At 67.0% G+C, this 22,927-nt stretch carries 24 protein-coding genes; 16 read left to right on the top strand and 8 right to left on the bottom strand.

What is annotated here, in order from left to right:
- The first annotated feature begins 22 nt into the window (after positions 1 to 22).
- The 6 genes from C0099_RS09215 (at position 23) to C0099_RS09190 (ending at position 6,254) form a co-directional block, all read left to right on the top strand.
- The gene (locus tag C0099_RS09215) at positions 23 to 631 is read left to right on the top strand and encodes a bactofilin family protein (RefSeq protein ID WP_102247166.1); all 609 of its coding nucleotides are present in this window, start codon (positions 23 to 25) and stop codon (positions 629 to 631) included.
- Between the two features lie 110 nt (positions 632 to 741).
- The gene (gene purL, locus C0099_RS09210) at positions 742 to 4,671 is read left to right on the top strand and encodes a phosphoribosylformylglycinamidine synthase (protein ID WP_102247165.1); all 3,930 of its coding nucleotides are present in this window, start codon (positions 742 to 744) and stop codon (positions 4,669 to 4,671) included.
- Between the two features lie 117 nt (positions 4,672 to 4,788).
- Entirely contained in the window at positions 4,789 to 4,995 is a 207-nt protein-coding gene (locus C0099_RS09205; RefSeq protein WP_102247164.1) for a hypothetical protein, read from the top strand.
- A gap of 16 nt (positions 4,996 to 5,011) precedes the next feature.
- Positions 5,012 to 5,173: a DUF1328 domain-containing protein gene (locus tag C0099_RS09200; RefSeq protein ID WP_102247163.1), complete on the top strand. Its 162-nt coding sequence runs from the start codon at positions 5,012 to 5,014 to the stop codon at positions 5,171 to 5,173.
- A 129-nt stretch (positions 5,174 to 5,302) separates the two neighbouring features.
- Entirely contained in the window at positions 5,303 to 5,683 is a 381-nt protein-coding gene (locus C0099_RS09195; RefSeq protein ID WP_102247162.1) for a DUF2946 family protein, read from the top strand.
- Positions 5,684 to 5,789: 106 nt separating this feature from the next.
- The gene (locus C0099_RS09190) at positions 5,790 to 6,254 is read left to right on the top strand and encodes a copper chaperone PCu(A)C (protein WP_102247161.1); all 465 of its coding nucleotides are present in this window, start codon (positions 5,790 to 5,792) and stop codon (positions 6,252 to 6,254) included.
- A 17-nt stretch (positions 6,255 to 6,271) separates the two neighbouring features.
- Here the strand turns inward: C0099_RS09190 and C0099_RS09185 are convergent, their stop codons facing one another.
- Entirely contained in the window at positions 6,272 to 7,906 is a 1,635-nt protein-coding gene (locus C0099_RS09185) for an electron transfer flavoprotein-ubiquinone oxidoreductase (RefSeq protein WP_102247160.1), read from the bottom strand.
- Between the two features lie 113 nt (positions 7,907 to 8,019).
- Between C0099_RS09185 and C0099_RS09180 the strand changes: the two genes are divergently transcribed.
- Together C0099_RS09180 and C0099_RS09175 are read left to right on the top strand one after the other, a co-directional pair.
- On the top strand, positions 8,020 to 9,993 hold the full coding sequence (locus tag C0099_RS09180) for an acetoacetate--CoA ligase (protein ID WP_102247159.1): 1,974 nt from the start codon (positions 8,020 to 8,022) through the stop codon (positions 9,991 to 9,993).
- Between the two features lie 2 nt (positions 9,994 to 9,995).
- Positions 9,996 to 10,553 carry an isochorismatase family protein gene (locus C0099_RS09175; protein ID WP_228151562.1) on the top strand — a complete coding sequence of 186 codons (558 nt, stop codon included), beginning with the start codon at positions 9,996 to 9,998 and terminating at the stop codon, positions 10,551 to 10,553.
- A 48-nt stretch (positions 10,554 to 10,601) separates the two neighbouring features.
- On the opposite strand, the gene C0099_RS09170 is transcribed toward C0099_RS09175, so the two are convergent.
- The gene (locus C0099_RS09170) at positions 10,602 to 11,372 is read right to left on the bottom strand and encodes a hypothetical protein (protein ID WP_102247158.1); all 771 of its coding nucleotides are present in this window, start codon (positions 11,370 to 11,372) and stop codon (positions 10,602 to 10,604) included.
- 140 nt (positions 11,373 to 11,512) lie between these two features.
- Between C0099_RS09170 and C0099_RS09165 the strand changes: the two genes are divergently transcribed.
- The 4 genes from C0099_RS09165 (at position 11,513) to ftsB (ending at position 15,735) form a co-directional block, all read left to right on the top strand.
- The gene (locus tag C0099_RS09165) at positions 11,513 to 13,150 is read left to right on the top strand and encodes a CTP synthase (RefSeq protein ID WP_102247157.1); all 1,638 of its coding nucleotides are present in this window, start codon (positions 11,513 to 11,515) and stop codon (positions 13,148 to 13,150) included.
- Positions 13,150 to 13,992, top strand: coding sequence for a 3-deoxy-8-phosphooctulonate synthase (gene kdsA / locus C0099_RS09160; RefSeq protein WP_102247156.1), 843 nt, complete (start codon positions 13,150 to 13,152; stop codon positions 13,990 to 13,992). The genes C0099_RS09165 and kdsA overlap by 1 nt, the downstream gene beginning before the upstream one ends.
- 89 nt (positions 13,993 to 14,081) lie before the next feature.
- On the top strand, positions 14,082 to 15,371 hold the full coding sequence (gene eno / locus C0099_RS09155) for a phosphopyruvate hydratase (protein ID WP_102247155.1): 1,290 nt from the start codon (positions 14,082 to 14,084) through the stop codon (positions 15,369 to 15,371).
- Positions 15,372 to 15,459: 88 nt separating this feature from the next.
- The gene (gene ftsB, locus C0099_RS09150) at positions 15,460 to 15,735 is read left to right on the top strand and encodes a cell division protein FtsB (RefSeq protein WP_102248450.1); all 276 of its coding nucleotides are present in this window, start codon (positions 15,460 to 15,462) and stop codon (positions 15,733 to 15,735) included.
- Between the two features lie 20 nt (positions 15,736 to 15,755).
- Here the strand turns inward: ftsB and dtd are convergent, their stop codons facing one another.
- From dtd to C0099_RS09130, 4 genes are all read right to left on the bottom strand, one after another.
- Positions 15,756 to 16,208 carry a D-aminoacyl-tRNA deacylase gene (gene dtd / locus C0099_RS09145; RefSeq protein WP_332870245.1) on the bottom strand — a complete coding sequence of 151 codons (453 nt, stop codon included), beginning with the start codon at positions 16,206 to 16,208 and terminating at the stop codon, positions 15,756 to 15,758.
- Positions 16,190 to 16,507 (bottom strand): hypothetical protein, encoded by a 318-nt coding sequence (locus C0099_RS09140; protein WP_102247153.1) that lies wholly within the window; start codon positions 16,505 to 16,507, stop codon positions 16,190 to 16,192. Before C0099_RS09140 ends, dtd begins: the two co-directional genes overlap by 19 nt.
- 29 nt (positions 16,508 to 16,536) lie before the next feature.
- Entirely contained in the window at positions 16,537 to 17,238 is a 702-nt protein-coding gene (locus tag C0099_RS09135) for an SIMPL domain-containing protein (protein ID WP_102247152.1), read from the bottom strand.
- Between the two features lie 90 nt (positions 17,239 to 17,328).
- Positions 17,329 to 17,865 carry a gamma carbonic anhydrase family protein gene (locus tag C0099_RS09130; protein ID WP_102247151.1) on the bottom strand — a complete coding sequence of 179 codons (537 nt, stop codon included), beginning with the start codon at positions 17,863 to 17,865 and terminating at the stop codon, positions 17,329 to 17,331.
- A 137-nt stretch (positions 17,866 to 18,002) separates the two neighbouring features.
- Here C0099_RS09130 and C0099_RS09125 point away from each other — a divergent pair, with 137 nt between their 5' ends.
- From C0099_RS09125 to C0099_RS09110, 4 genes are all read left to right on the top strand, one after another.
- Complete coding sequence (locus C0099_RS09125) at positions 18,003 to 18,851, top strand: 23S rRNA (adenine(2030)-N(6))-methyltransferase RlmJ (protein ID WP_102247150.1); 849 nt, start codon at positions 18,003 to 18,005, stop codon at positions 18,849 to 18,851.
- Positions 18,848 to 19,201: a nucleotide pyrophosphohydrolase gene (locus tag C0099_RS09120; RefSeq protein WP_173768952.1), complete on the top strand. Its 354-nt coding sequence runs from the start codon at positions 18,848 to 18,850 to the stop codon at positions 19,199 to 19,201. The genes C0099_RS09125 and C0099_RS09120 overlap by 4 nt, the downstream gene beginning before the upstream one ends.
- 84 nt (positions 19,202 to 19,285) lie before the next feature.
- Entirely contained in the window at positions 19,286 to 20,869 is a 1,584-nt protein-coding gene (locus C0099_RS09115) for an inorganic phosphate transporter (RefSeq protein ID WP_102247149.1), read from the top strand.
- A 46-nt stretch (positions 20,870 to 20,915) separates the two neighbouring features.
- Positions 20,916 to 21,248 carry a DUF3301 domain-containing protein gene (locus C0099_RS09110; RefSeq protein ID WP_102247148.1) on the top strand — a complete coding sequence of 111 codons (333 nt, stop codon included), beginning with the start codon at positions 20,916 to 20,918 and terminating at the stop codon, positions 21,246 to 21,248.
- Positions 21,249 to 21,254: 6 nt separating this feature from the next.
- On the opposite strand, the gene folE is transcribed toward C0099_RS09110, so the two are convergent.
- Together folE and C0099_RS09100 are read right to left on the bottom strand one after the other, a co-directional pair.
- A complete protein-coding gene (folE, locus tag C0099_RS09105) occupies positions 21,255 to 21,890 on the bottom strand; it encodes a GTP cyclohydrolase I FolE (RefSeq protein WP_102247147.1) in 636 nt (211 codons plus the stop codon).
- A 31-nt stretch (positions 21,891 to 21,921) separates the two neighbouring features.
- The gene (locus C0099_RS09100; RefSeq protein WP_102247146.1) at positions 21,922 to 22,923 is read right to left on the bottom strand and encodes a serine/threonine protein kinase; all 1,002 of its coding nucleotides are present in this window, start codon (positions 22,921 to 22,923) and stop codon (positions 21,922 to 21,924) included.
- Positions 22,924 to 22,927: the final 4 nt, after the last annotated feature.

The following is a 22,927-nucleotide window of genomic DNA, read 5'->3' as shown; positions in this document are numbered from 1 at the left end:
CCCGTCACAAGGGGGTGGATCCATGTTCGGCAGCAAGAAGAAGGGCGCCATCGAGGTCGCGAAACTTTCCAGCCTGATCGCCGACAACCTGCACATCGTCGGCGACGTGCATTTTTCCGGTGGCCTGCGCGTCGATGGCAGCATCGAAGGCAATGTCATCGGCAAGCCCGGAGGCAAGGGGCTGGTGGTGCTCAGCGAGAAGGGCAGCATCACCGGCAAGGTCCAGGCCTATGATGCGGTCATCAACGGTACGATCTGCGGCGACATTGACGTCGAACATTTCCTCGAACTGCAGTCGAATGCCAACGTGACCGGCAACCTGCGCTATCGCCAGTTGCAGATGGACTGCGGTGCCACCGTCGACGGCAAGCTGATGCGTGTGCACGAGGTCGAGTCGGCGGACGCCCGGCGTGGTGCGAGCGCGGCATCGGAAGCCGGCACAGCGGCGGCCGCCGCGCCGGTGTTGCGGACCGCGTCGGCGCGCGTCGAGCCCGCGCCGGCGGGTTCTCCGGGCATCGAGCCGCGTCCGATCAGCGAGCCGCGTGCCTCGCGCCCCGCCGCGTTGCGCGACGGCGAGAACGAGCCGTCGGAGAAGGGCGTCAAGGAGCGCAGCGCGGCCGCGACGCGCTGATCGCGCTTCTCGGCCCCCACGGGGCGGGAGGTCGGCCTCGGGTATAATCCCGAGTTCCTGATGGCGCGCCGAAGGTGGCGCGCCGATGACCTTTTCCGGTACCCGTTTTCATGGCCGAAATCCTCAAGCTGCGCGGTCGCGCCGCGCTGTCTCCCGCCCGTCTCGACCGACTTCAGCCCACCTTTGCGCAAGCCCTGCCGGCAGCCCGCTCGGTGGTTGCTCTGCACTGGTATTTCATCGAGCTGACGGCGTCGCTGTCGGGCGATGAACAATCGCGTCTGATCGAACTGCTCGGGGCCGATGCCGTGGCCGACGACTGCGCCGAACCCATGCTGCTGGTCGTGCCGCGTCTGGGTACGATCTCGCCGTGGTCGTCCAAGGCCACCGACATCGCGCACCAGTGCGGCTTCGACAAGATCGTGCGCATCGAGCGCGGCACGGCCTGGCTGTTCGCCGGCGTGAAGTCGCTCGCCGAGCGCGACCGCGAGGCGCTCGCGCCGCTGCTGCACGACCGCATGACCGAGTCGGTGCTGACGACCTTCGATGAGGCCGACGCGCTGTTTCACCACTATGAACCGCAGCCGTTGACCACCGTCGGCGTGATCGAGGGCGGGCGCGCCGCGCTGGTAGCCGCCAATACCGAACTCGGGCTGGCGCTGTCGGATGACGAGATCGATTACCTCGTCGACAATTTCACCCGCATCGGCCGCGACCCGACCGACGTCGAGCTGATGATGTTCGCGCAGGCCAACTCCGAGCACTGCCGTCACAAGATCTTCAACGCCGACTGGGTGATCGACGGCCAGCCGCAGGACAAGACCCTGTTCGGCATGATCCGCGACACGCACAAGGCGCATCCGCAAGGCACGGTGGTGGCCTACTCGGACAACGCCTCGATCATCGAGGGTGCCGAGGGCGACCGTCTGTATCCGGACGCCGACGGCCGCTGGACCTATCACCGCGAACTGACCCACATCCTCACCAAGGTCGAGACGCACAACCACCCGACCGCGATCTCGCCCTTCCCGGGCGCGGCCACCGGTGCCGGCGGCGAGATCCGTGACGAGGGCGCGACCGGCCGCGGTTCACGCCCCAAGGCCGGCCTGACCGGCTTCTCGGTGTCCAACCTCAACATCCCCGACTTCGCCCAGCCGTGGGAGAGCGCCACTGGCCGCCCCGAGCGCATCGCCTCGGCGCTGGACATCATGATCGAGGGGCCGCTCGGCGGCGCCGCGTTCAACAACGAATTCGGCCGCCCCAATCTGGCCGGCTATTTCCGTACCTTCGAGCAGGCCGTCGAGGGCGAGGTGCGCGGCTATCACAAGCCCATCATGATTGCCGGCGGCCTGGGCAACATCCAGGACCAGCAGTCCTTCAAGATCGAGTTCGCGCCCGGCACGCTGCTGATCCAGCTCGGCGGTCCCGGCATGCTGATCGGTCTGGGCGGCGGCGCGGCCTCCAGCATGGCGACCGGCACCAACACCGCCGATCTGGATTTCGCCTCGGTGCAGCGCGGCAACCCCGAGATCCAGCGCCGTTGTCAGGAAGTGATCGACGCGTGCTGGCAGCAGGGCGAGGCCAACCCCATCCTGTCGATCCACGACGTCGGCGCCGGAGGGCTCTCCAACGCCATGCCGGAGCTGGCCGATTCGGCCAAGCTGGGCGCGCATTTCGAGCTGCGCGAAGTGCACATCGAGGAGCCGGGCATGAGCCCGCGCGAGATCTGGAGCAACGAGTCGCAGGAGCGCTACGTGCTGGCCGTGTCGCCCGAGCGTCTGGCCGACTTCCGCGCCATCTGCGAGCGCGAGCGCTGCCCCTTCGCCGTGCTCGGCACGGCCACCGATGACGGCCACCTGACCGTCACTGACCGCCACTTCGGCAACAAGCCGGTCGACATGGAAATGCAGGTGCTGCTCGGCAAGCCGCCGAAGATGACGCGCGAAGTCTCGCGCCGCGCCGTGCATCTGCCGCCCTTCGACCTGACCGACATCGATCTCGCGGAAGCCGCCTTCCGCGTGCTGCGTCTGCCGACGGTGGCGAGCAAGAACTTCCTCATCACCATCGGTGACCGCTCGGTGGGCGGCCTCACGGCGCGCGATCAGATGGTCGGCCCGTGGCAGATTCCGGTGGCCGATGTGGCCGTCACGTCACTGGATTTTCACGGCTACAAGGGCGAGGCCTTCGCGATGGGTGAGCGCACCCCGCTGGCCTGCCTGGATGCGCCGGCCTCCGGCCGCATGGCGGTGGGCGAGGCGATCACCAACATCGCTGCGGCCGACATCGCCGAGCTGGGTCAGGTCAAGCTCTCCGCCAACTGGATGGCCGCGGCCGGCCACAAGGGCGAGGACGCGCGGCTGTTCGACACCGTCGCCACCGTCTCGCGCTTCTGCCAGGACGCGGGGCTGTCGATTCCGGTGGGCAAGGATTCGCTGTCCATGCGCACCGCCTGGAACGAGAACGGCGAAGACAAACAGGTGGTCGCGCCGCTGTCGCTGATCGTGACCTCGTTTGCGCCGGTGGCCGACGTGCGCCGCACGCTCACGCCGCAACTGCGGCTGGAGCAGGGCGTGGAAACCGAACTGCTGCTGATCGATCTCGGCGATGGCGCCAACCGCCTCGGCGGCTCGGCGCTGGCGCAGGTATATGGCTCGGTCGGCGAGAGCGCGCCGGACGTGTCGGCAGAATGTCTCGCGGCCTTCTTCGCGGCCATACAGTCGCTGCGCGCGGACGGCCTGCTGCTGGCCTATCACGACCGCAGCGACGGCGGCCTGTTCGCCACGCTGTGCGAGATGGCGTTCGCCTCCAGGTGCGGTCTGTCCATCGTGCTCGACACCGTGTGCTATGACGCGCAGGCCAACGACGTGGACGGCCTCGACAAGCAGCCCGACACCCTCAAGGGCCGCTTCACCGACCGCATCCTCGCAGGACTGTTCGCCGAGGAACTGGGTGCGGTGGTGCAGATCCGCCGCGACGACCGCTCCCGCGTGGCCGGCGTGCTGCGCGAAGCGGGTCTGGCCTGCCACTTCATCGGCGAGCCGAATGACACGGACGCGCTGCGCATCCGCCGCAACGCCAAACTGGTGTTCGAGGCGCCGCGCGCCGAACTGCTGCAGGCCTGGTCCGAGACCAGCCACCGCATCGCCGCGCTGCGCGACGACGCCGAGTGCGCGCGCGAGGAATTCGAGGCGCTGGCCGACGCCGGGGACCCCGGCCTGTCCGTGGCGCTCTCCTTCGATCCGGCCGACGACGTGGCTGCGCCGATGATCAATACCGGCGCGCGCCCGAAGATCGCCATTCTGCGCGAGCAGGGCGTCAATTCGCAGGTCGAGATGGCCGCCGCCTTCGAGCGTGCCGGCTTCGACGCCTTCGACGTACACATGTCCGACCTGCAGGCGGGTCGCCGCGATCTGGCCGATTTCCACGGCCTGGCCGCCTGCGGCGGCTTCTCCTACGGCGACGTCCTCGGCGCCGGTCAGGGCTGGGCCAAGTCCATCCTGTTCAATCCGCAGCTGCGTGCCGGCTTCGAGGCCTTCTTCGGGCGCGACGACACCTTCGCGCTGGGCGTGTGCAACGGCTGCCAGATGATGGCGCATCTGGCCGAAATCATTCCCGGTGCGGCGCATTGGCCGACCTTCCAGCGCAACCGCAGCGAGCAGTTCGAGGCGCGCTTCGTGATGGCCGAGATCGTCGAGAGCCCTTCGATCCTGTTTGCCGGCATGGCGGGCAGCCGCATGCCCATCGTCGTGAGCCACGGCGAGGGCAGGGCGGTGTTCTCTTCCGACGCCGATCGCGCGGGGGCGATTGCCGCCGTGCGCTACGTCGACAACCGCGGCGCCGTGGCGGAGAAGTACCCGGCCAACCCCAACGGCTCGTCGGACGGTCTGACCGGCTTCACCACGCCCGACGGACGCTTCACGATCATGATGCCGCACCCGGAGCGCAGCTTCCGCACGGTGCAGATGAGCTGGGCGCCCGAATCGCTGGGCGAGGATTCGCCGTGGGCGCGCATGTTCCGCAACGCGCGCGTCTGGCTGGGATGAATCGGGTCTTGACGAAATGTAAGCGTGATCGGACTTGTTCCTTCGGGATGTAAGCCACGTGTGGCGCGCCGCACGGTCCTGCTAGGATGACGCTGTCTCAACCCAAGGAGAACGTTCATGCGAGTCGATTTTCGTCTGATGACGATTGCAATGCTCTTTCCGTTCGCCATGCTTGTCGGCTGCGACGAACCGGGCCCCGCCGAGAAGGCCGGCGCGAAGGTCGACCAGGCGGTCGAGGATGTCAAGGACGCGATCGAGCAGGACGGACCGGCCGAGGAAGCCGGTGAAGAGATCGACAACGCCGTCGATCGCATGACCAACTGATCGACGGAGGTTCCGCATGCTTAGCTGGACCCTGATCTTTCTGGCGGTCGCTCTCGTCGCCGGGGTGCTCGGATTCACGGGCATCGCCGGCACGGCGGCCGGCATCGCGAAGGTGCTGTTCTTCATCTTCCTCGTGTTGCTGGTGATCTCGCTGTTCACCGGACAGGCCGCCATCTGATTCGCCCCCCTGTCTTGGTTCCAGAGCTCGCCACCGGAGCCGGTCCGGTGGCGGGCTTTTCGTATCGGCCGATGTCGCGGGGCGGGGTGATCGGGTAAGATCGCACCATCCGCTAAGGCTCTCGACCGCATGCGCCTGTCTTCCCGCTTCCTGCGCCTCATCTCCCGTTTCGCGCTGTGCGCGGTGCTCGCGGCCGCCTTGCTGCCCGGGCTTGGCCATGGTGTCGCGGCTGCGGCTGCGTACCCGGACTGGGTCGAGGTGTGTACGCCCGATGGTGTCCAATTGCGCGGCGCCGCGGACGATTCGGCCCCGGGCAGGGCGGGCTTGCTCAGCGCGCATTGCGCGCTTTGCCTGATTCCGGCGAGTGACGATTACGCCGAGCCGACGAACGGGCCGCTGGTGCGCCTCGTCGAAGGCGTGCTTCGCACTCCCGCACCGCACACATCGGCGCATTTCCCCCTCGATGCGCGTTCGCCTGCGCAGGCGCGCGCGCCTCCGGCGATCGGCTGAGCTTGCCCACGTGCCCGGATTGCGGCGCGTGCTCCCGTTGCCCCATGCTTTTGCGTCCGCCGTCATGCGCGGCGGCCTGCATTCCCTGTTTCGAGGAGGAAATTCCGTGAAGAAGCTATTTGTCGCATCCCTGTCGCTCGCCATCCTGTCGGCTCCCGTGTTGGCCGGCGTCCAGATCGAAGAGCCCTGGGTGCGTGCTACCGTCGCCCAGCAAAAAGCCTCGGGCGCGTTCATGATGCTGACCGCGTCGAAGGATGCGCGTCTGGTCGGGGCCTCGTCGCCGGCAGCCGGTGTTGTCGAGATCCACGAGATGAAGATGGAAAGCCAGATCATGCGCATGCGCCGCATCGAGGCGGTCGACCTTCCGGCCGGCGAGGTCGTGACGCTCGCGCCAGGTGGTCATCACGTGATGCTGATGGATCTGGTCGCGCCCTTGTCCGAAGGCGGCGAAGTGGCACTGACGCTGACGATCGAGTACGCCGACGGCACGCGCGAGTCGCTCGAGGTCGCCGCGCCGGTGCGTTCGCTCAGCCATCGCCCGAGCGGTGGTCACGGGCATCACATGCGCTGAAGCCGCATGGGGCCGGCCTACATGCCCGAGTAGATCGGCCCTTCGCCGCCTTGGGGCGGTACCCATTCGATGTTCTGCGCCGGATCCTTGATGTCGCAGCTCTTGCAATGCACGCAGTTGGCGGCGTTGATCTGCAGGCGTGGGCCGGCGGCGTCTTCCACGATCTCGTAGACGCCGGCTGGACAGTAGCGCTGCTCGGGCGCCGCGTAGCGTGTGAGGTTGAGCGCGATCGGCACGGTCGCGTCTTGCAGACGCAGGTGGCAGGGCTGGTCCTCGGTGTGGTTGGTGTTGGACAGGAATACCGACGAGGGCAGGTCGAAGCTGACCTGGCCGTCCGGCGCCGGGTAGTCGACGCGAGGGCAGACGGCGGCATCGCGCAGACTGGTGTGATCCGCGCGATTGTGCAGCGTCCACGGCGCGCGTCCGCGCAACACCAGCTGGTCGATGCCGAAGGCCAGCGAGCCGGCGACCAGACCCAGCTTCATCAGCGGCTTGAAATTGCGTGTGCGCGCAAGTTCGGCATGCAGGGCACTGTCGCGGAAGGCGGCCGGATAAGCGTCCAGCTCGTCGCCGTGACGATCGGCGCACACCGCCTCGAAGGCTGCATCGGCGCCGAGCATGCCGGATTCGATGGCTGCATGGATGCCCTTGATGCGCGCCGCGTTGAGGTAGCCCGCGTCGTCGCCGATCAGCGCGCCACCGGGGAAGACGGTTTTCGGCAGCGACTGCAGTCCGCCTGCCGCGATGGCGCGCGCGCCATAGGCGATGCGCCGGCCGCCCGCGAAGATCGGGCGCAGCGCCGGATGCGTCTTGAAGCGCTGGAACTCGTTGAACGGTGAGAGCCACGGATTGGTGTAGTCCAATCCGACGACGAAGCCGGTGGCCACCAGGCCGTCGTCGAGGTGATAGATGAATCCGCCGCCGTAGGTGTCGTTCGCCAGCGGCCAGCCGGCCGTATGTGTGACCCGCCCCGGGCGGTGGTGGTCCGGAAGCACTTCCCACAATTCCTTGATGCCGATGCCGTAGGTTTGCGGGTCTGCGCCTTCGCGCAGACCGAAGTGCGCTTCCAGCCGCTTGCCCAGGTGACCGCGGCAGCCCTCGGCGAACAGCGTGTAGCGCGCAGTCAATTCCATGCCGGGCTCGAAGCCCAGGCCCGGCTCGCCATCGCGCGTGCGTCCCAGGTCGCCGGTGAGTACGCCGCGTACCGCCCCGTCCTCGGCGAAGACGAGGTCGGCGGCGGCGAAGCCGGGGTAGATCTCCACCCCCAGCGCCTCGGCTTCCTCGGCCAGCCACTTGACCAGATGGCCCAGACGCACGATCAGATTGCCCTGGTTCTGGAAGCACGCCGGCAGCAGTGCATGCGGTACGCGTCGCGCCGTGTTGGCGCCGAGGAACAGGAACTCGTCTTCCGTCGCAGGGGTGACCTGCGGCGCTCGCTCGCGCCAGCCGGGGAGTAGCGCGTCGAGTCCGCGCGGGTCCATGACCGCACCGGAGAGGGTGTGGGCCCCGGGTTCGGGCGCTTTTTCGAGTACGCATACCGATAGTTCACGGTCGGCCTCGCGCGCGCGTTGCGCGAGCCGGATCGCCGCGGCCAGCCCGGCCGGACCGGCGCCGATGACGAGAATGTCGAATTCCATGCTTTCGCGTTCCATCGGGCTCTCCGTATTCGGGTGCCATGGCAGTGTAGCGGGCGCCCGCCCGGGTGTACAGGGCCGGCCGCGCGGGGTAGTTTCGAGTCATCGGGGCGAGCGAGTGAGGGAAGGGCATGGCGCAACATGATCGGCCGATGTGGGCGCCGAAGCCGGAGCACGTCGCGCGCAGCGCGATGACGTGTTTCGCCCGGCAGGTGGCGCTGCGCCACGGCGCCTGCGTCGCGGACTACGCGGGCCTGCACCGCTGGTCGGTCGAGCATCGCGCCGAGTTCTGGGGCGCGGTGTGGGATTTCTGCGAGGTGATCGGCCAGCGCGGTGAATCCGTGCTCGAGTCACGCGACGCGATGCCGGGCGCGAAATGGTTTCCGGAAGCGCGCCTTAACTTCGCCGAAAACCTGTTGCGGCGACGCGACAGCGTCGATGCGATCGTCTTCCGCGGCGAGGATCGCGTGGAGCGGCGCATGAGCTTCGGCCAGTTGCACGCTGCGGTGGCGCAGTGCGCGGCGGCGTTGCGCGCGCATGGTGTCGGGCGCGGCGATCGTGTCGCCGCATGGATGCCGAACATGCCCGAAACCGTCGTGTTGATGCTCGCCAGCGCGAGCGTCGGTGCGGTGTTTACCTCCGCCTCGCCTGACTTTGGTGTGCGCGGTGTGCTCGACCGTTTCGGCCAGACGCAGCCGAAGCTGCTGGTCGCCGCCGACGGCTATTTCTACAACCGCAAGCACATCGCAACGCTGGCGCGCCTGGCCGAGGTCGTGCGCGCGCTGCCGTCGGTCGAGCGTGTCGTCGTCGTGCCCTATGCCGGCCCGGCCGAGGCGCTCGACGGGGTGCGCGGCGCGCAGTCCTGGGATACGTTCGTCGCGCCTCACCGGGACGTGCGCGAGATCGCCTTCGAGCAGCTTCCCTTCGACCATCCCCTCTACATTCTGTATTCCTCGGGCACCACCGGCGTGCCCAAGTGCATCGTGCATGGGGCCGGCGGCACCTTGTTGCAACACCTCAAGGAGCATCGCCTGCACTGCGATCTGCGCGCCGGCGATCGCCTGTTCTACTTCACGACCTGCGGCTGGATGATGTGGAACTGGCTGGTCAGTGCGCTGGCCAGTGGCGTTACGCTGCTGCTCTACGATGGTGCGCCGACGCTCGACGATGGCGCTGCGCTGTTCGACTACGCCGACGCCGAAGGCATGACGCATCTGGGTACATCGGCGAAGTTCATCGACGCCATCGCCAAGGCCGGTCTTTCACCGCGCCGCACGCATCGGCTCGACGCGCTGCGCATGCTGCTGTCGACCGGAAGCCCGCTGGTGCCCGAGGGCTTCGATTACGTCTATCGCGAAATCAAGGCCGATCTGTGCCTGGCGTCGATCTCTGGCGGCACCGACATCGTGTCGTGCTTCGTGCTCGGCAATCCGGACCTGCCGGTGTGGCGCGGCGAGATCCAGTGCGCCGGGCTGGGCATGGCGGTCGATGTCGTCGACGAGGCCGGCAAGCCACTCGCGCAAGGCAAGGGCGAGCTCGTGTGTCGCGCGTCCTTCCCGTCGATGCCGACCGGCTTCTGGAACGATGCCGACGGCAGCCGCTACCATAAGGCCTATTTCGAGCGCTTTCCGGGTCTGTGGTGTCATGGCGATTTCTGCGAGCGCACCGCGCACGTGGGCTTCGTCATCCACGGCCGCTCGGACGCGACGCTCAACCCCGGTGGGGTGCGCATCGGTACGGCCGAGATCTACCGCCAGGTCGAGCAGCTCGACGAGGTTCTCGAATCGGTGGCGATCGGCCAGGACTGGCCGCCCGACAGGCCGGTCGACGTGCGCGTGGTGCTGTTCGTGCGCCTGCGCGACGGGGTGGTACTCGATGACGCGCTGATCGCGCGCATCCGCGAGGCCGTGCGTGCCAACACCACGCCGCGCCACGTGCCGGCGCGCATCGTTCAGGTGGCGGAGATTCCGCGCACCCGCAGTGGAAAACTGGTCGAGCTGGCCGTGCGGCGAGTGGTCCATGGCGAGCCGGTCGACAATTTCGAGGCGCTGGCCAATCCCGAGGCGCTGGCGCACTTTCGCGACCGGCCCGAACTGAGGACATGAACATGAACGCAGCCGGTTTTCGCATGCGTCGCGCGCACTCGGCGCTGCTGGTGATCGACGTGCAGCAGCGTCTCGCGCCGGCGATCGAAGACGGTCGCAACGTGGTCGCGCATTGCGTATGGCTGATGCGCCTGGCCGAGCGGCTGGGCGTGCCGGTGGTCGTGACCGAGCACTGCCCGGACAAGATCGGCGCCAGCGTCGAGGCCATCCTGCAGGCCGCCGCAGGTGTTCAGGTGTGCGCCAAGCGCATGTTCTCGGCGGTGGCCGACGGCTGTCTCGTGGGCTCGGCGGTGCATGAGTGCGAGGACATCGTGGTGTGCGGCACCGAGACCCACGTGTGCGTGCAGCAGACGGCACTGGACCTGACACATGCGGGCAAAAGGGTGTTCCTGGTCGCCGATGCCGTCGGTTCGCGCCGACCGATGGATCGCGATGTGGCGATCGAACGCATGCGCGGGCACGGCATCGACATCGTTACGCGCGAAATGGTGGCCTTCGAGTGGCTGGAAAACGGCGACGATCCGCTGTTCGGCGAGGTCAACCGGGAGTTTCTGCGGTAGGTCGCAGCGAGCGCAAGAAATGGCTCGAGCGACCTTCCGGGCGGCGTGTCAGCGAAACCGCAGCCGGCGCCGTTCGATCATGCTCACGATCTGTGCGATCGCCAGACCCATGAGGACATGCTTGAGCGTGTGGCCGCTGACCGTGCCGGCCAGCCAGCCGAAGATCTGATGATCGAGCCGGTCGCAGATCATGCCGAAGACGAAGCACACATAAGCCAGCCACCAGGCGCGCCGCCGGCTGTAGGGCGAGGGCAGGGTCATCAGCTGCGGCGGCACGACGAAGGCGAAGACGTAGAGCAGCAGATAGAAGCGCAGGTCGCCGCCCTCGAAGTACCACCACAGCACGCTCGCCGGGCCGAGCGCAATCCACGGCAGCAGCATCGCCGCGGCGCCCGGCCGCAGCCAGGTGCGTTCGGCCAGCAACCAGGCGATGAGCGTCGTGAAGGCCAGTGCGATGGGCAGGCGGTCGCCGATCAGGCGGGCGTCATCGGGTGCCAGGTGATACCAGGTCGAGCCCAGGCCGGTGGCGACCAGCGCCATGAAGAACAGCAGTGCGAAACCGCGTTCGATGACGTTGCCGAATCCGCCCGGCGTGGCCATCACCAGCCCCAGTCCGGCCACCGCCGGCACCAGGATGGCGAGATTGCTGATCACGTCGGCGAAGTTCGGAATGCCGAAAACCGCGCGCGCATCGGCATAGGCATGGAAGTCGGTCGGCTGCGGGAACGGAGGAGTGAGGTAATACAGCGCCAGCGCCGCCAGCACGAACAGCGGAAACAGCAGCCACGGGGCGAGGCGGGCGAGCAGCGGAACGTGCACGTCGGAGATGCTCCTGTCGTCTGGCGAGGAGGCTACCAGCCTTGCCTGCGCCGGCAAAGCGCGGCGTGCGCCGGAGGCGGCACAGGTTCTCGCCTGCCCCCTCTTCGGTTATCATTCTGCTTTCCCGCAGCCGCATTCCCATGACCAAATACGTCTTCGTTACCGGTGGTGTCGTGTCCTCGCTGGGCAAGGGCATCGCCGCAGCCTCCCTGGGCGCAATTCTCGAGTCGCGCGGCATCCGCGTCACGCACCTCAAGCTCGATCCGTACATCAACGTCGATCCGGGCACGATGAGCCCGTTCCAGCACGGCGAGGTCTTCGTCACCGAGGACGGTGCCGAGACCGACCTCGATCTGGGCCACTACGAGCGCTTCACCAGCGCCAAGATGAGCCGTCGCAACAACTTCACGACCGGGCAGATCTACGAGTCGGTGATCAAGAAGGAACGGCGCGGCGAGTACCTGGGCAAGACCGTGCAGGTCATCCCGCACATCACCGACGAGATCAAGCTGTTCATCCAGCGCGGCGCCGAGGGTGCCGATGTCGCCATCGTCGAGATCGGCGGCACGGTGGGCGACATCGAATCGCTGCCGTTCCTCGAGGCGATCCGCCAGATGGGCATCGAGGAGGGGCGCAACCGCACCTGCTTCATTCATCTGACGCTGCTGCCCTACATCCCGACGGCCGGTGAGCTCAAGACCAAGCCGACACAGCACTCGGTCAAGGAGCTGCGCGAGATCGGCATCCAGCCCGACATCCTGCTGTGCCGCGCGGATCGCCCGGTGCCGGCCGACGAGCGGCGCAAGATCGCGCTGTTCTGCAACGTCATGCCCGAAGCGGTGATCGAGTGTCTCGACGCCGATTCCATCTACAAGATTCCGGGCATGCTCCACGACCAGATGCTCGACCAGATCGTGTGCCACAAGCTCGACATCCTGGCGCGCGCGGCCGACCTGGCGGTGTGGGAACGTCTGGTGCATGCGCTCGAGCATCCCAAGCATGCGGTGGACATTGCCTTCGTCGGCAAGTACGTCGATCTCACCGAGTCGTACAAGTCGCTGATCGAAGCGCTCAACCACGCCGGCATGCACACCGAGGCCAAGGTCAACATCCGCTACATCGATTCCGAAGACATCGAGCGCGATGGCTGCGCGATGCTCTCGGGCATGCATGCCATCCTGGTTCCCGGCGGCTTCGGCAAGCGCGGTACCGAAGGCAAGATCGCAGCCATCCGTTACGCGCGCGAGAACAAGGTGCCGTATCTGGGCATCTGTCTGGGCATGCAGCTGGCGGTGGTCGAGTTCGCGCGCAACGTGGCGGGGCTGGCCGGCGCGCACTCGACCGAGTTCGAGACGGATACCCCTTACCCCGTGATCGGCCTGATCACCGAGTGGGAAGATCGCAGCGGAAAGCGCGAGAAGCGCAGCGAGGATTCCGATCTGGGCGGTACCATGCGCCTTGGTGGTCAGCTGTGCCATCTCGAGGCCGATACGCTGGCGCGCGAGATCTACGGCACATCGGAGATCATCGAGCGCCACCGTCACCGCTACGAGGTCAACAACCACCTGTTGCCGCAACTCGAAGCCAAGGGGCTGCGCGTGGCCGGGCGCGCCGGCGGAACCGAATTGTGTGAGATGGTCGAGCTGCCGGATCACCCGTGGTTCGTGGGCTGCCAGTTCCATCCCGAGTTCACGTCCAACCCGCGTACCGGGCATCCGTTGTTCACGGCCTATCTGAAGGCCGCAATCGCCGCAAAACAGGGCAAGGCAGGCAAGTGATGAAGCTGTGCGGATTCGAGGTCGGCATCGACCGGCCGCTGTTCCTGATCTGCGGGCCGTGCGTGATCGAGTCGCGCCAGATGGCGCTGGACACGGCCGCGGCTCTCAAGGAAATCACCGACGAGTTGGGCATTCCCTTCATCTTCAAGTCGTCCTACGACAAGGCCAACCGCAGCTCGGGCACTTCGTTCCGCGGGCTGGGAATGACCAAGGGGCTGGAGATCCTCGCCGAGGTGCGCGACACGCTCGGCGTGCCGGTGCTCACCGATGTGCACACCGTCGAGGAAGTGCCCGAGACCGCGGCTGCCGTGGACGTGCTGCAGACGCCGGCGTTCCTGTGCCGGCAGACCGACTTCATCCGCGCCGTGGCCTCTTCCGGGCGGCCCGTGAACATCAAGAAGGGCCAGTTCCTCGCGCCGGGCGACATGAAGAACGTCGTCGACAAGGCGCGCGAGGCCAGCGGTGGCGCAGACAACATCATGGTGTGCGAGCGCGGCGTATCCTTCGGTTACAACAACCTCGTCACCGACATGCGCGGCCTTGCGATCATGCGCGAGACCGGCTGCCCGGTGGTATTCGACGCGACCCACTCGGTGCAGTTGCCTGGCGGGCAGGGCACGTCCTCGGGCGGACAGCGCGAGTTCGTGCCGGTGCTCGCGCGCGCGGCGGTCGCGGCCGGCGTGGCAGGCGTGTTCATGGAATCGCACCCGGACCCGGAAAAGGCGCTCTCCGACGGTCCCAATGCCTGGCCGCTGGGCCGCATGAAGGCGCTGCTCACGCAGCTCGTCGAACTCGACGCGCTGATCAAGCGCCACGGCTTCATCGAAAGCTCGCTCGCCTGAAGACGACACGCGGGCGTCACGCCCGGCTGCTTGAATAGCGCCATGACGCCCGCCCGACGAACGAATCGAAACTGTCTGAGGAAACCTGTATGAGTGCAATCATCGACGTCATCGCCCGCGAGATTCTCGATTCGCGCGGCAACCCCACGGTCGAAGCCGACGTGCTGCTCGAATCCGGCGTAATGGGGCGCGCGGCCGTGCCCTCGGGCGCATCCACCGGCTCGCGCGAGGCCATCGAACTGCGCGACGGCGACGCCGAACGCTATCTGGGCAAGGGCGTGACGCGCGCCGTCGAGAACGTCAATACCGAGATCGCCGAGGCGCTGATCGGTCTGGACGCCGAGGAGCAGACCTTCATCGATCGCACGCTGATCGAGCTCGACGGCACCGAGAACAAGTCGCGCCTGGGCGCCAACGCGATGCTCGCGGTGTCGATGGCCGTGGCCAAGGCCGCAGCCGAGGAAGCCGGCCTGCCGCTGTACCGCTATTTCGGCGGTTCCGGCCCGATGGTCATGCCGGTGCCGATGATGAACGTCATCAACGGCGGCGAGCACGCCAACAACAGCCTCGACATCCAGGAATGCATGATCATGCCGGTGAGCATGACGAGCTTTCGCGAGGCCCTGCGATGCGGCGCCGAGATCTTCCACCACCTGAAGAAGATCACCGACCAGCGCGGTTATCCCACGACGGTTGGTGACGAGGGCGGTTTCGCACCCAACGTCTCGGGCACCGAGGAAGCGCTCGAACTGATCCAGGAGGCCATCTCGGCCGCCGGCTACACGCCCGGCGAGGACGTGCTGCTGGCGCTCGACTGCGCCGCCTCGGAGTTCTACAAGGACGGCCAGTACGTGCTGGCGGGCGAGGGCAAGACGCTGGATGCGGAGGGCTTCACCGACTACCTGGCCGACTTGTGCGATCGCTTTCCCATCGTCTCGATCGAGGACGGCATGGCCGAAGACGACTGGGCGGGCTGGAAGATTCTCACCGATCGTCTGGGCGGCCACGTGCAACTGGTCGGCGACGACCTGTTCGTGACCAACACGGCGATCCTGTCAAAGGGCATCGAGCAGGGCATCGCCAACTCCATTCTCATCAAGATCAACCAGATCGGCACGCTCACCGAGACCTTCGCCGCGGTCGAGATGGCCAAGCGCGCCGGCTATACCGCAGTGATCTCGCATCGCTCGGGCGAGACCGAGGATTCGACCATCGCCGACATCGCCGTGGGCCTGTCGGCGATGCAGATCAAGACCGGCTCGCTGAGCCGATCGGACCGCATCGCCAAGTACAACCAGTTGCTGCGCATCGAGGAAGACCTGGGCGATACGGTGAGCTACCCGGGGCGTAGCGCTTTCTACAATCTGCGCAGACGCTGATTGACGGGGCCACCGCGTGTCGCGGTGGCCGGTTGGACCTGGCCGGCATCGCGTGATGCCGGCCTTTGCACAGGCGGAGGACCCGACGATGCGCTGGCCGCTGCTCCTGCTCGCTGCGCTCTTGCTGTTCCTCCAGTACCCCCTGTGGCTGGGCAAGGGTGGCTGGTTGCGCGCCTGGGAAGTCGACGCGCGCCTGGCCGAGCAACGCAGCGTCAATCGCGGGCTGGAACAGCGCAACGCGGCGCTTGCGGCCGAGGTCGAGGATCTCAAGTCCGGCAACGAAGCCATCGAGGAGCGCGCGCGCTTCGATCTGGGTCTGACGCGCCCCGGGGAGATTTTCGTGCAGGTGCCCGACGGCCGCTGACAGCGCCTGGGCAAGCCTTCTCAGGCCTCGAGAATAAAGCTCACCGGACCTTCGTTGACCAGGGATACCGACATGTCTGCGCCGAAGCGCCCGGTCTCGACCGGGGTGTGGGCTGCGCCCGCGCACTGCACCAGATGATCGAACAGATGCCGCGCCGCCTCCGGCGCTGCGGCCGAGGAGAAGCTCGCGCGCGTGCCCTTGCGCGTGTCGGCCGCGAGCGTGAATTGCGGCACCAGCAGCAGCCCGCCGCCGGTGTCGCGCAGGGCGAGATTCATGCGCCCGTGCGCGTCGGCGAAGATGCGATAGCCGAGCAGGCGCTCGAGCAGACGTTCGGCATTGTCGGTGGTGTCGTCGCGGCGTACGCCGATCAGGGCCAGCATGCCCGCATCGATCGCGCCCACGGTGTCGCCGTCGACCACCACCGATGCGCGCACCACGCGCTGGATCAGCGCGATCACGACTCGATCGTGCACTCGCGGCTGACGCCGCTGTCGATGCGCTCGAGCGTGGCGCGCGTTCTGCCCGCGTGCAGCACGATGCGCCCGTCCGAATAGATCTTGCCCGGCACTACGGCGGCCAGCGCGAAGATGCCGCTGCCGTCGCGCAGGCGCACGTGATCCTCGAGGAACTCGACGACGAAGCGGTCGCCGTCTTCGCACACGAAGTTCAGGTTGGACTGGGCCGATGCAGCAGTCCAGGCGGTGGTCGCCAGCAGCGCGGTGACGGCGACGACCACGCTCAGGGAGGGAATTCGCTTGAGCGCGAGTGGCATGGTGGGGCGTCCTCGCCGGGTCGGGGTCGTCATTCGACCAGTTCGATGGTGCCGGCGACCGAAACGCGGATCTCGCTGCGGCCGGGCTCGATCGGGGCGGGCATCGCCTCGGCGCTGGTCATCATCCGGTCGGCGCGCAACAGCGGATAGACTGGCCCGGTTCCCGGATACTGGACCGACAGATGACGGATGCGATATCGCATGCCCAGCGTGTTGGAGAGTACCGAGGCTCGCTCCTCGAAGGCGCGGATCGCTTCCACCGCGGCGATGTCGGCGGCCTTGGCGCGCGTGTCGGCCGCCGGCTCGATGGTGACGCTGGCCACAGCGAGCGTCTGCTGCAAACGGCCGATCAGCTTGGACAAGGCGGTGAGGTCGCGGCTCTCGAGTTCGATCGAGGCACGCATGCGCCAGCGTTCGATGCGTTCGCCGTCGCGCGAATGCACCGGATAGGTGGTCGTGCCGGCGGTCGAGGTCTGGACTTCGGGGGCGGAGCGCGCCAGTTCCAGCGCGTCGGCGATGATGCGCTTGACGCGTTCGGCCAGAGCCGCAGTGTCGGTGTCGACCTGCTCGACGAAGAGCTGGGCGCGCCCCAGGTCGTTGGTCGCACTGGTGTGGGCCTCGGCGGACAGGTCGATGGTGGTCGGATCGGTCGCGGCCGACGCCAGCGGCCAGGCCATCAGGGCGGCCAGCAGCGCGGGCGCGACGATGCGAGATACGGCGAGCGATTTCATGGGGAACTCTCCGGGGCAGTATGCGCCCGGAGTGTAACGCGAGCCGATGCGGCCCAAGTGACGCCGATGTAATGCGATGTTAAGCGCCGATCACCCACCCTGCGGTGCAATATGACGCAGGTTGTTCGCGTACAGGGCGATGTTCTCGATGTAGTGATCGGCATTGTGCTCGATGCGTTCGAGTTCCTCGTCGCTCACTTCGCGGATGATGCGCCCGGGCGATCCGACCACCAGCGAGCGGTCGGGAATCTGCTTGCCTTCCGGGATCAGCGTATTGGCGCCGATGATGCAGCCCTTGCCGATCACCGCGTTGTTGAGGATCACGGCGTTGATGCCGATCAGCGTCGAGTCGCCCACCGTACAGCCGTGCAGCATGACCTTGTGGCCGAGCGAGACGCGCCGGCCGATGGTCAGCGGCACGCCGAAGTCGCAGTGCAGAATGGTGCCGTCCTGGATGTTGGTGTCGTCGCCGATGGTGATCACATCGTTGTCGCTGCGCACCACGACGTTGTACCAGAAGCTCACGTTGCGGCCCGCGCGGACCTGTCCGATCACCGTCGCGGTATCCGCGATCCAGCAGCCTTCACCGAATTCGGGTGCCTTGTCGCCGAGCGCGTAGATGGGCATTGCGTACTCCGTTTCGCTGTTGCGTCTCCACCCGGAGCCGCTGATTTTGTGCACAGCGCAATGATAACAAGGCGCCGGGCGCTTGTGAGCGGCGCGGCGGTGATACGATTGGACGCCATTCTCGTCGCGCCCCGCCGATGCTCAGCTATCGTCACGCCTTTCATGCCGGCAATCATGCCGACGTCCTCAAGCACTTCGTTCTGCTCGAGGTGCTGCGCTACTACAGTCGCAAGGACAAGCCCTGGTGGTATGTGGATACCCACGCCGGGGCCGGCTGCTATTCGCTGGCCGGGGAGCGGGCGGAGCAGACCGCCGAGTATCGCGAAGGCATCGCCCGCCTGTGGGCGCGCGAGGACGTCCCCGCGGCCTTCGGCCCCTATCTCGACGCGGTGCGCCAGTTCAACCCGCACGGCAGCCTGAACTTCTACCCGGGCTCGCCGGCGCTGGCGATGACCGCGCTGCGCGAGCAGGACCGCATGCGCCTGTTCGAATTGCATCCGGCCGATTGCGAACTGCTTGCACAGACCTTCGCGCGCGACGCCGAGCGGGTCGTCGTGCGCCGTGCGGACGGCCTGGCCTGCCTGCGTGGTCTGTTGCCGCCGCCGACGCGGCGTGCGGTGGTGCTGATCGACCCCTCCTACGAGGTCAAGCAGGACTACCGGCAGGTCGTGCAGGTGCTCGAGAACGTGCTCAAGCGCTTCTCCGCCGGCACCTACATCCTGTGGTATCCGCTGCTCGCGCGCCCCGAGGCACGCGCGCTGCCCGAGCGCCTGCGCGATCTGCCCGCCGAGAGCTGGCTGGACGTGCGCCTGGTCGTGCGCGAACCCGGACCGGCGGGTCTGGCCGGCATGTTCGGCAGCGGCCTGTTCATCATCAATCCGCCGTGGACGCTCCCAGAGCTGCTCGAGTCGACCATGCCGTGGCTGGTCGATGCGCTGGGGCAGGATACTGCGGCCGGATTCGATCTGGAGCATCGCATCCCGTGAGCGACGACAGTCTGATCCGCCTGCGCGACGCCCTGCGTGCCTTCGCCGAGGAGCGCGACTGGGCACAGTTCCACAACCCCAAGAATCTGGCGATGGCGCTGACCGGCGAGGTTGGCGAGCTGGTCGAGCACTTCCAGTGGCTCAGCGCCGAACAGTCGGCCGCACTCGATCCCGCGACACGCCGGGAAGTCGCCCTCGAGATGGCCGACGTGCTGCTGTATCTCGTGCGCATGGCCGATACGCTGGGAATCGATCTGGCGGAGGTTGCCGGGGCCAAGCTCGCGATCAACGCCGAGCGCTATCCGGTGGAACGGGCACGTGGCACGTCGAAGAAGTACGACCGTCTGTAACGAAGCTTCGCGCGGTGCGTTGCGTTTTGGTTACGGAAGCATTTCTGCAACAATACGCGCCTCATCCCGAGCGGCAGGAAACGCGTGGAACTGAGTCACATCAACGAGCTGGAAAAAGCCACCAAGAAGGGGCGCGTCGAACTCTTCCGTATCGGCATCGCCCTGCTGTTCATCGTTGGCGTGATGTTCTACGTGATCGTGCGCGGCGAGGCGCATGGCAGCCTGTTCGTCGTCATCGCGGCGATGATCGGCGGCTACATGGCGATGAACATCGGCGCCAACGATGTCGCCAACAACGTCGGCCCGGCCGTCGGCTCGCGGGCGCTGACCCTGGGCGGGGCGCTGTTGATCGCCGCGATTTTCGAGGCGTCCGGCGCGATCATCGCCGGCGGCGGCGTGGTCGGCACCATCCGCAACGGCATCATCGACCCCAGCCAGATCGCCAACGCCGACACCTTTCTCTGGGTCATGATGGCGGCGCTGCTGGCCGCCGCGATCTGGCTCAACATCGCCACCGTGCTGGGTGCGCCGGTGTCGACCACGCACTCGATCGTCGGCGCGGTGCTCGGCGCCGGCATCGCTTCCAGCGGCCTGGGCATCGCGAACTGGGGCACGGTGTCGCAGATCGTCGCCAGCTGGGTGATCTCGCCGATGATGGGCGGTCTGATCGCCGCCGGCTTCCTGTACCTGGTCAAACGCTCCATCACGTACAAGGCCGATCTGGTGTCGGCCGCGCGCACCATGGTGCCGTGGCTGATCGGCCTGATGGCCTTCGCCTTCGGTTCCTACCTGATGCTCAAGGGCCTGTCCAAGGTGGTCAAGGTCGGCTTGATCCCGGCCTTCGGCGTCGGCCTGGCAGTCGCGGTCGCGGTGTTCTTCCTGGTGCGTGCGCGCCTGACCGCGCGCATGGGCGAGATCGAGAACTCCAAGGACGGTGTCAACCAGTTGTTCACGGTGCCGCTGATCTGTGCGGCGGCGTTGCTGTCGTTCGCGCACGGCTCGAACGACGTGGCCAACGCGGTCGGCCCGCTCGCGGCCATCGTCGAGGTGGTGTCGACCGGCGCGAGCGAGATCGCCACGGCCGCGCCGATTCCGCTGTGGGTGATGGTGGTCGGTGGCATCGGCCTGTCGGTGGGGCTGTGGCTGTTCGGGCCGAAGGTGATCCGCACGGTGGGCTCCGAGATCACCGAACTGGACCAGATGCGCGCCTATTGCATCGCGATGGCCGCGACCATCACGGTGATCATCGCCAGCCAGTTGGGCATTCCGGTATCGACCACGCACATCGCCGTCGGCGGCGTGTTCGGTGTCGGTTTCCTGCGCGAGTATCTGAAGAGCAACTACGCGCGCATGGTCGACGAGATCAAGCAGCATCACCCGGAAGGGGATCAGGAGGCGATCGAGACTTTCCTGCGGCGCTTCGACGCGGCCTCAGTGCAGGAAAAGGGTGAGATGCTGCGCGAGCTCAAGCGCCGGCAGAAGCAGCGCGTCGATCCGGCGAACTTCTCCAAGACCGAGCGCAAGGGCCTCAAGAAGGTCTATCGCCAGGAACTGGTCAAGCGCTCGCAGATCCTGCGCATCGTCGCCGCGTGGGTGATCACCGTGCCGGCGTCGGGCCTGATGGCGGGCCTGCTGTACTTCACGATACGCGGTATGCTGCTCGACTGACCCCCGCCGCCTCGTCCGGGGTGGTGTTCCACCCTGGATGCCTCCGATGCCCTTCTTCGAGATCGTCTTTTTCGCTGCGCTGTGTGCGCTCGCCTGGTTCTGGTTCGACACGGTCAAGGCGCGCGAGGTGGGTCGCGCCGCGGCCAAGCTCGCGTGCCGTCGTGAAGGCGTGCAATTGCTCGACGACACGGTGGCCTTCCGCAGCCTGCGGCCGACGCGCGATGACGAAGGGCGCATGGCCTTGCGCAGGGTCTACGACTTTGAATATTCGGCCGACGGCAACGATCGCTATCGCGGATCGGTGATGCTGCTCGGGCGCGAGGTCGTGATGCTCGACGTCAGCAGCCACCGGCGAACCACGCGCGTGATCATCAACTGACCCGGCTCAGCGCGCGTTGCGCAGGGCGTGCAGGAACTCGTTGCGCGCCTGTGCCGAGGTGTCGAATTCCCCGGCGAAGGCCTGCGTGACCACACGCTCGTCGCCGCGCCGGTCCTCGCCGAGCAGCAGGCACAACTGTTCGGCTTCGATGATGCAGGCCGCGCCGCGCGCCCGGCCGTGATGCATCAGCGCATCGGCAATGTCGCGCGTGAGCCATTCCTGGTAGGTGAAGCGATGGCCCAGGGCGTCGACCATGCGTGCGATGCGCCCGAAGCCGTGCAGCCGTCCGCCCGGCAGGTAGGCGACATGCGCGACGCCGCGAAACGGCACGAGGTGATGCGGACACACGCCATGCACGGAGATGCCGCGGATCACCACCATGTCGCGTCGCACATCCTCGAAGCCATCGCCCAGCGCCTCGGCCGGGTCGCGTTCGTAGCCTCCGAGCAGACGCTTCTGCCACAGCTCGCGCACACGCGTTGCGGTGCGCCCCGTGTGCGCGCCATCGGCGGATACGCCGCAGGCTTCGAGCAGGGCGACGACGGCGGCCTCGAAGGCTTCCGGGTCGAAACGCCCGTGGCGGGCGATGCCGGGCTCGGCCGCGTCGTGGGGTGGATGATCGTGATCGCAGTCGTGGCTCATCGTGTGGCTCTTGCTGTCGCGGATGTGTGCATTATGGCAGTCCCCACAGCGGCGGCTCGTCCATCAGCGCGATCTGCTCGCGCAATTCGAGCACACGGTCCTGCCAGTAGCGCTGCGTGCCGAACCAGGAAAAGGCCGAAGGAAAGGCCGGGTCGCTCCAGCGTCGCGCAATCCATCCCGAGTAGTGCAGCAGGCGCAGGGTGCGCAGTGCTTCGACCAGGTGCAGTTCGCGCGGTGCGAAGTCGTGGAAATCCTCGTAGCCGGCCAGTACGTCGGCCAGTTGCACGCTCATTTCCTCGCGCGAGCCCGACAGCAGCATCCACAAGTCCTGCACCGCCGGCCCCATGCGCGCATCGTCGAAATCGACGAACTGCGGCCCCGGCGGTTCGGCGTATTCGTTCCACAGCACGTTGCCGACGTGGCAGTCGCCGTGCAGGCGCACGCGCGTGTAGTCGCCGGCACGCTCGAAGCAGCGGCGCACGCCGTCGAGCGCCATGGCGCTGGTCGATTCCCAGGCTTCGCGCAGATCGGGCGGGATGAAGTCGCTGGCCAGCAGCCACTCGCGCGGCTCGACGCCGAAGGTGTCGATGTCGATGGCCGGGCGATGCCGGAACGGCGCGATCGCGCCGACGGCGTGGATGCGCCCCATGAAGCGTCCCATCCATTCACGCGTGTCGGGATCGCCCAGTTCCGGTGCGCGGCCGCCGACGCGCTCGAACAGCGCAAAGCGCAGATCTTCGAAGTGGTGCAGCGTATGTCCGCCGATGAGCAGGGGCGGGATCACCGGCAGCTCGCGTTCGGCCAGTTCCGTGCTGAAGGCGTGCTCTTCCAGGATGGCCTCGTTACTCCAGCGCTGCGGACGGTAGAACTTCACCACGCGCATCGGTCCGTCCTCGATGCCGATCTGGTAGACGCGGTTCTCGAAGCTGTTGAGTGCGAGCAGGCGCCCGTCCGGCGCGAGGCCGACGGACTCGAGTGCGGTGAGCATGTGATCGGGCGTGAGCTCGGAGAAGGGGGCGGCTTGGTCGGTCAAGATG

The organism is Pseudazoarcus pumilus (assembly GCF_002872475.1).
Lineage (GTDB): Bacteria > Pseudomonadota > Gammaproteobacteria > Burkholderiales > Rhodocyclaceae > Pseudazoarcus > Pseudazoarcus pumilus.
Note: the sequence above shows the minus strand (reverse complement) of the source record. Positions and strands in the feature narration are given on the sequence as shown.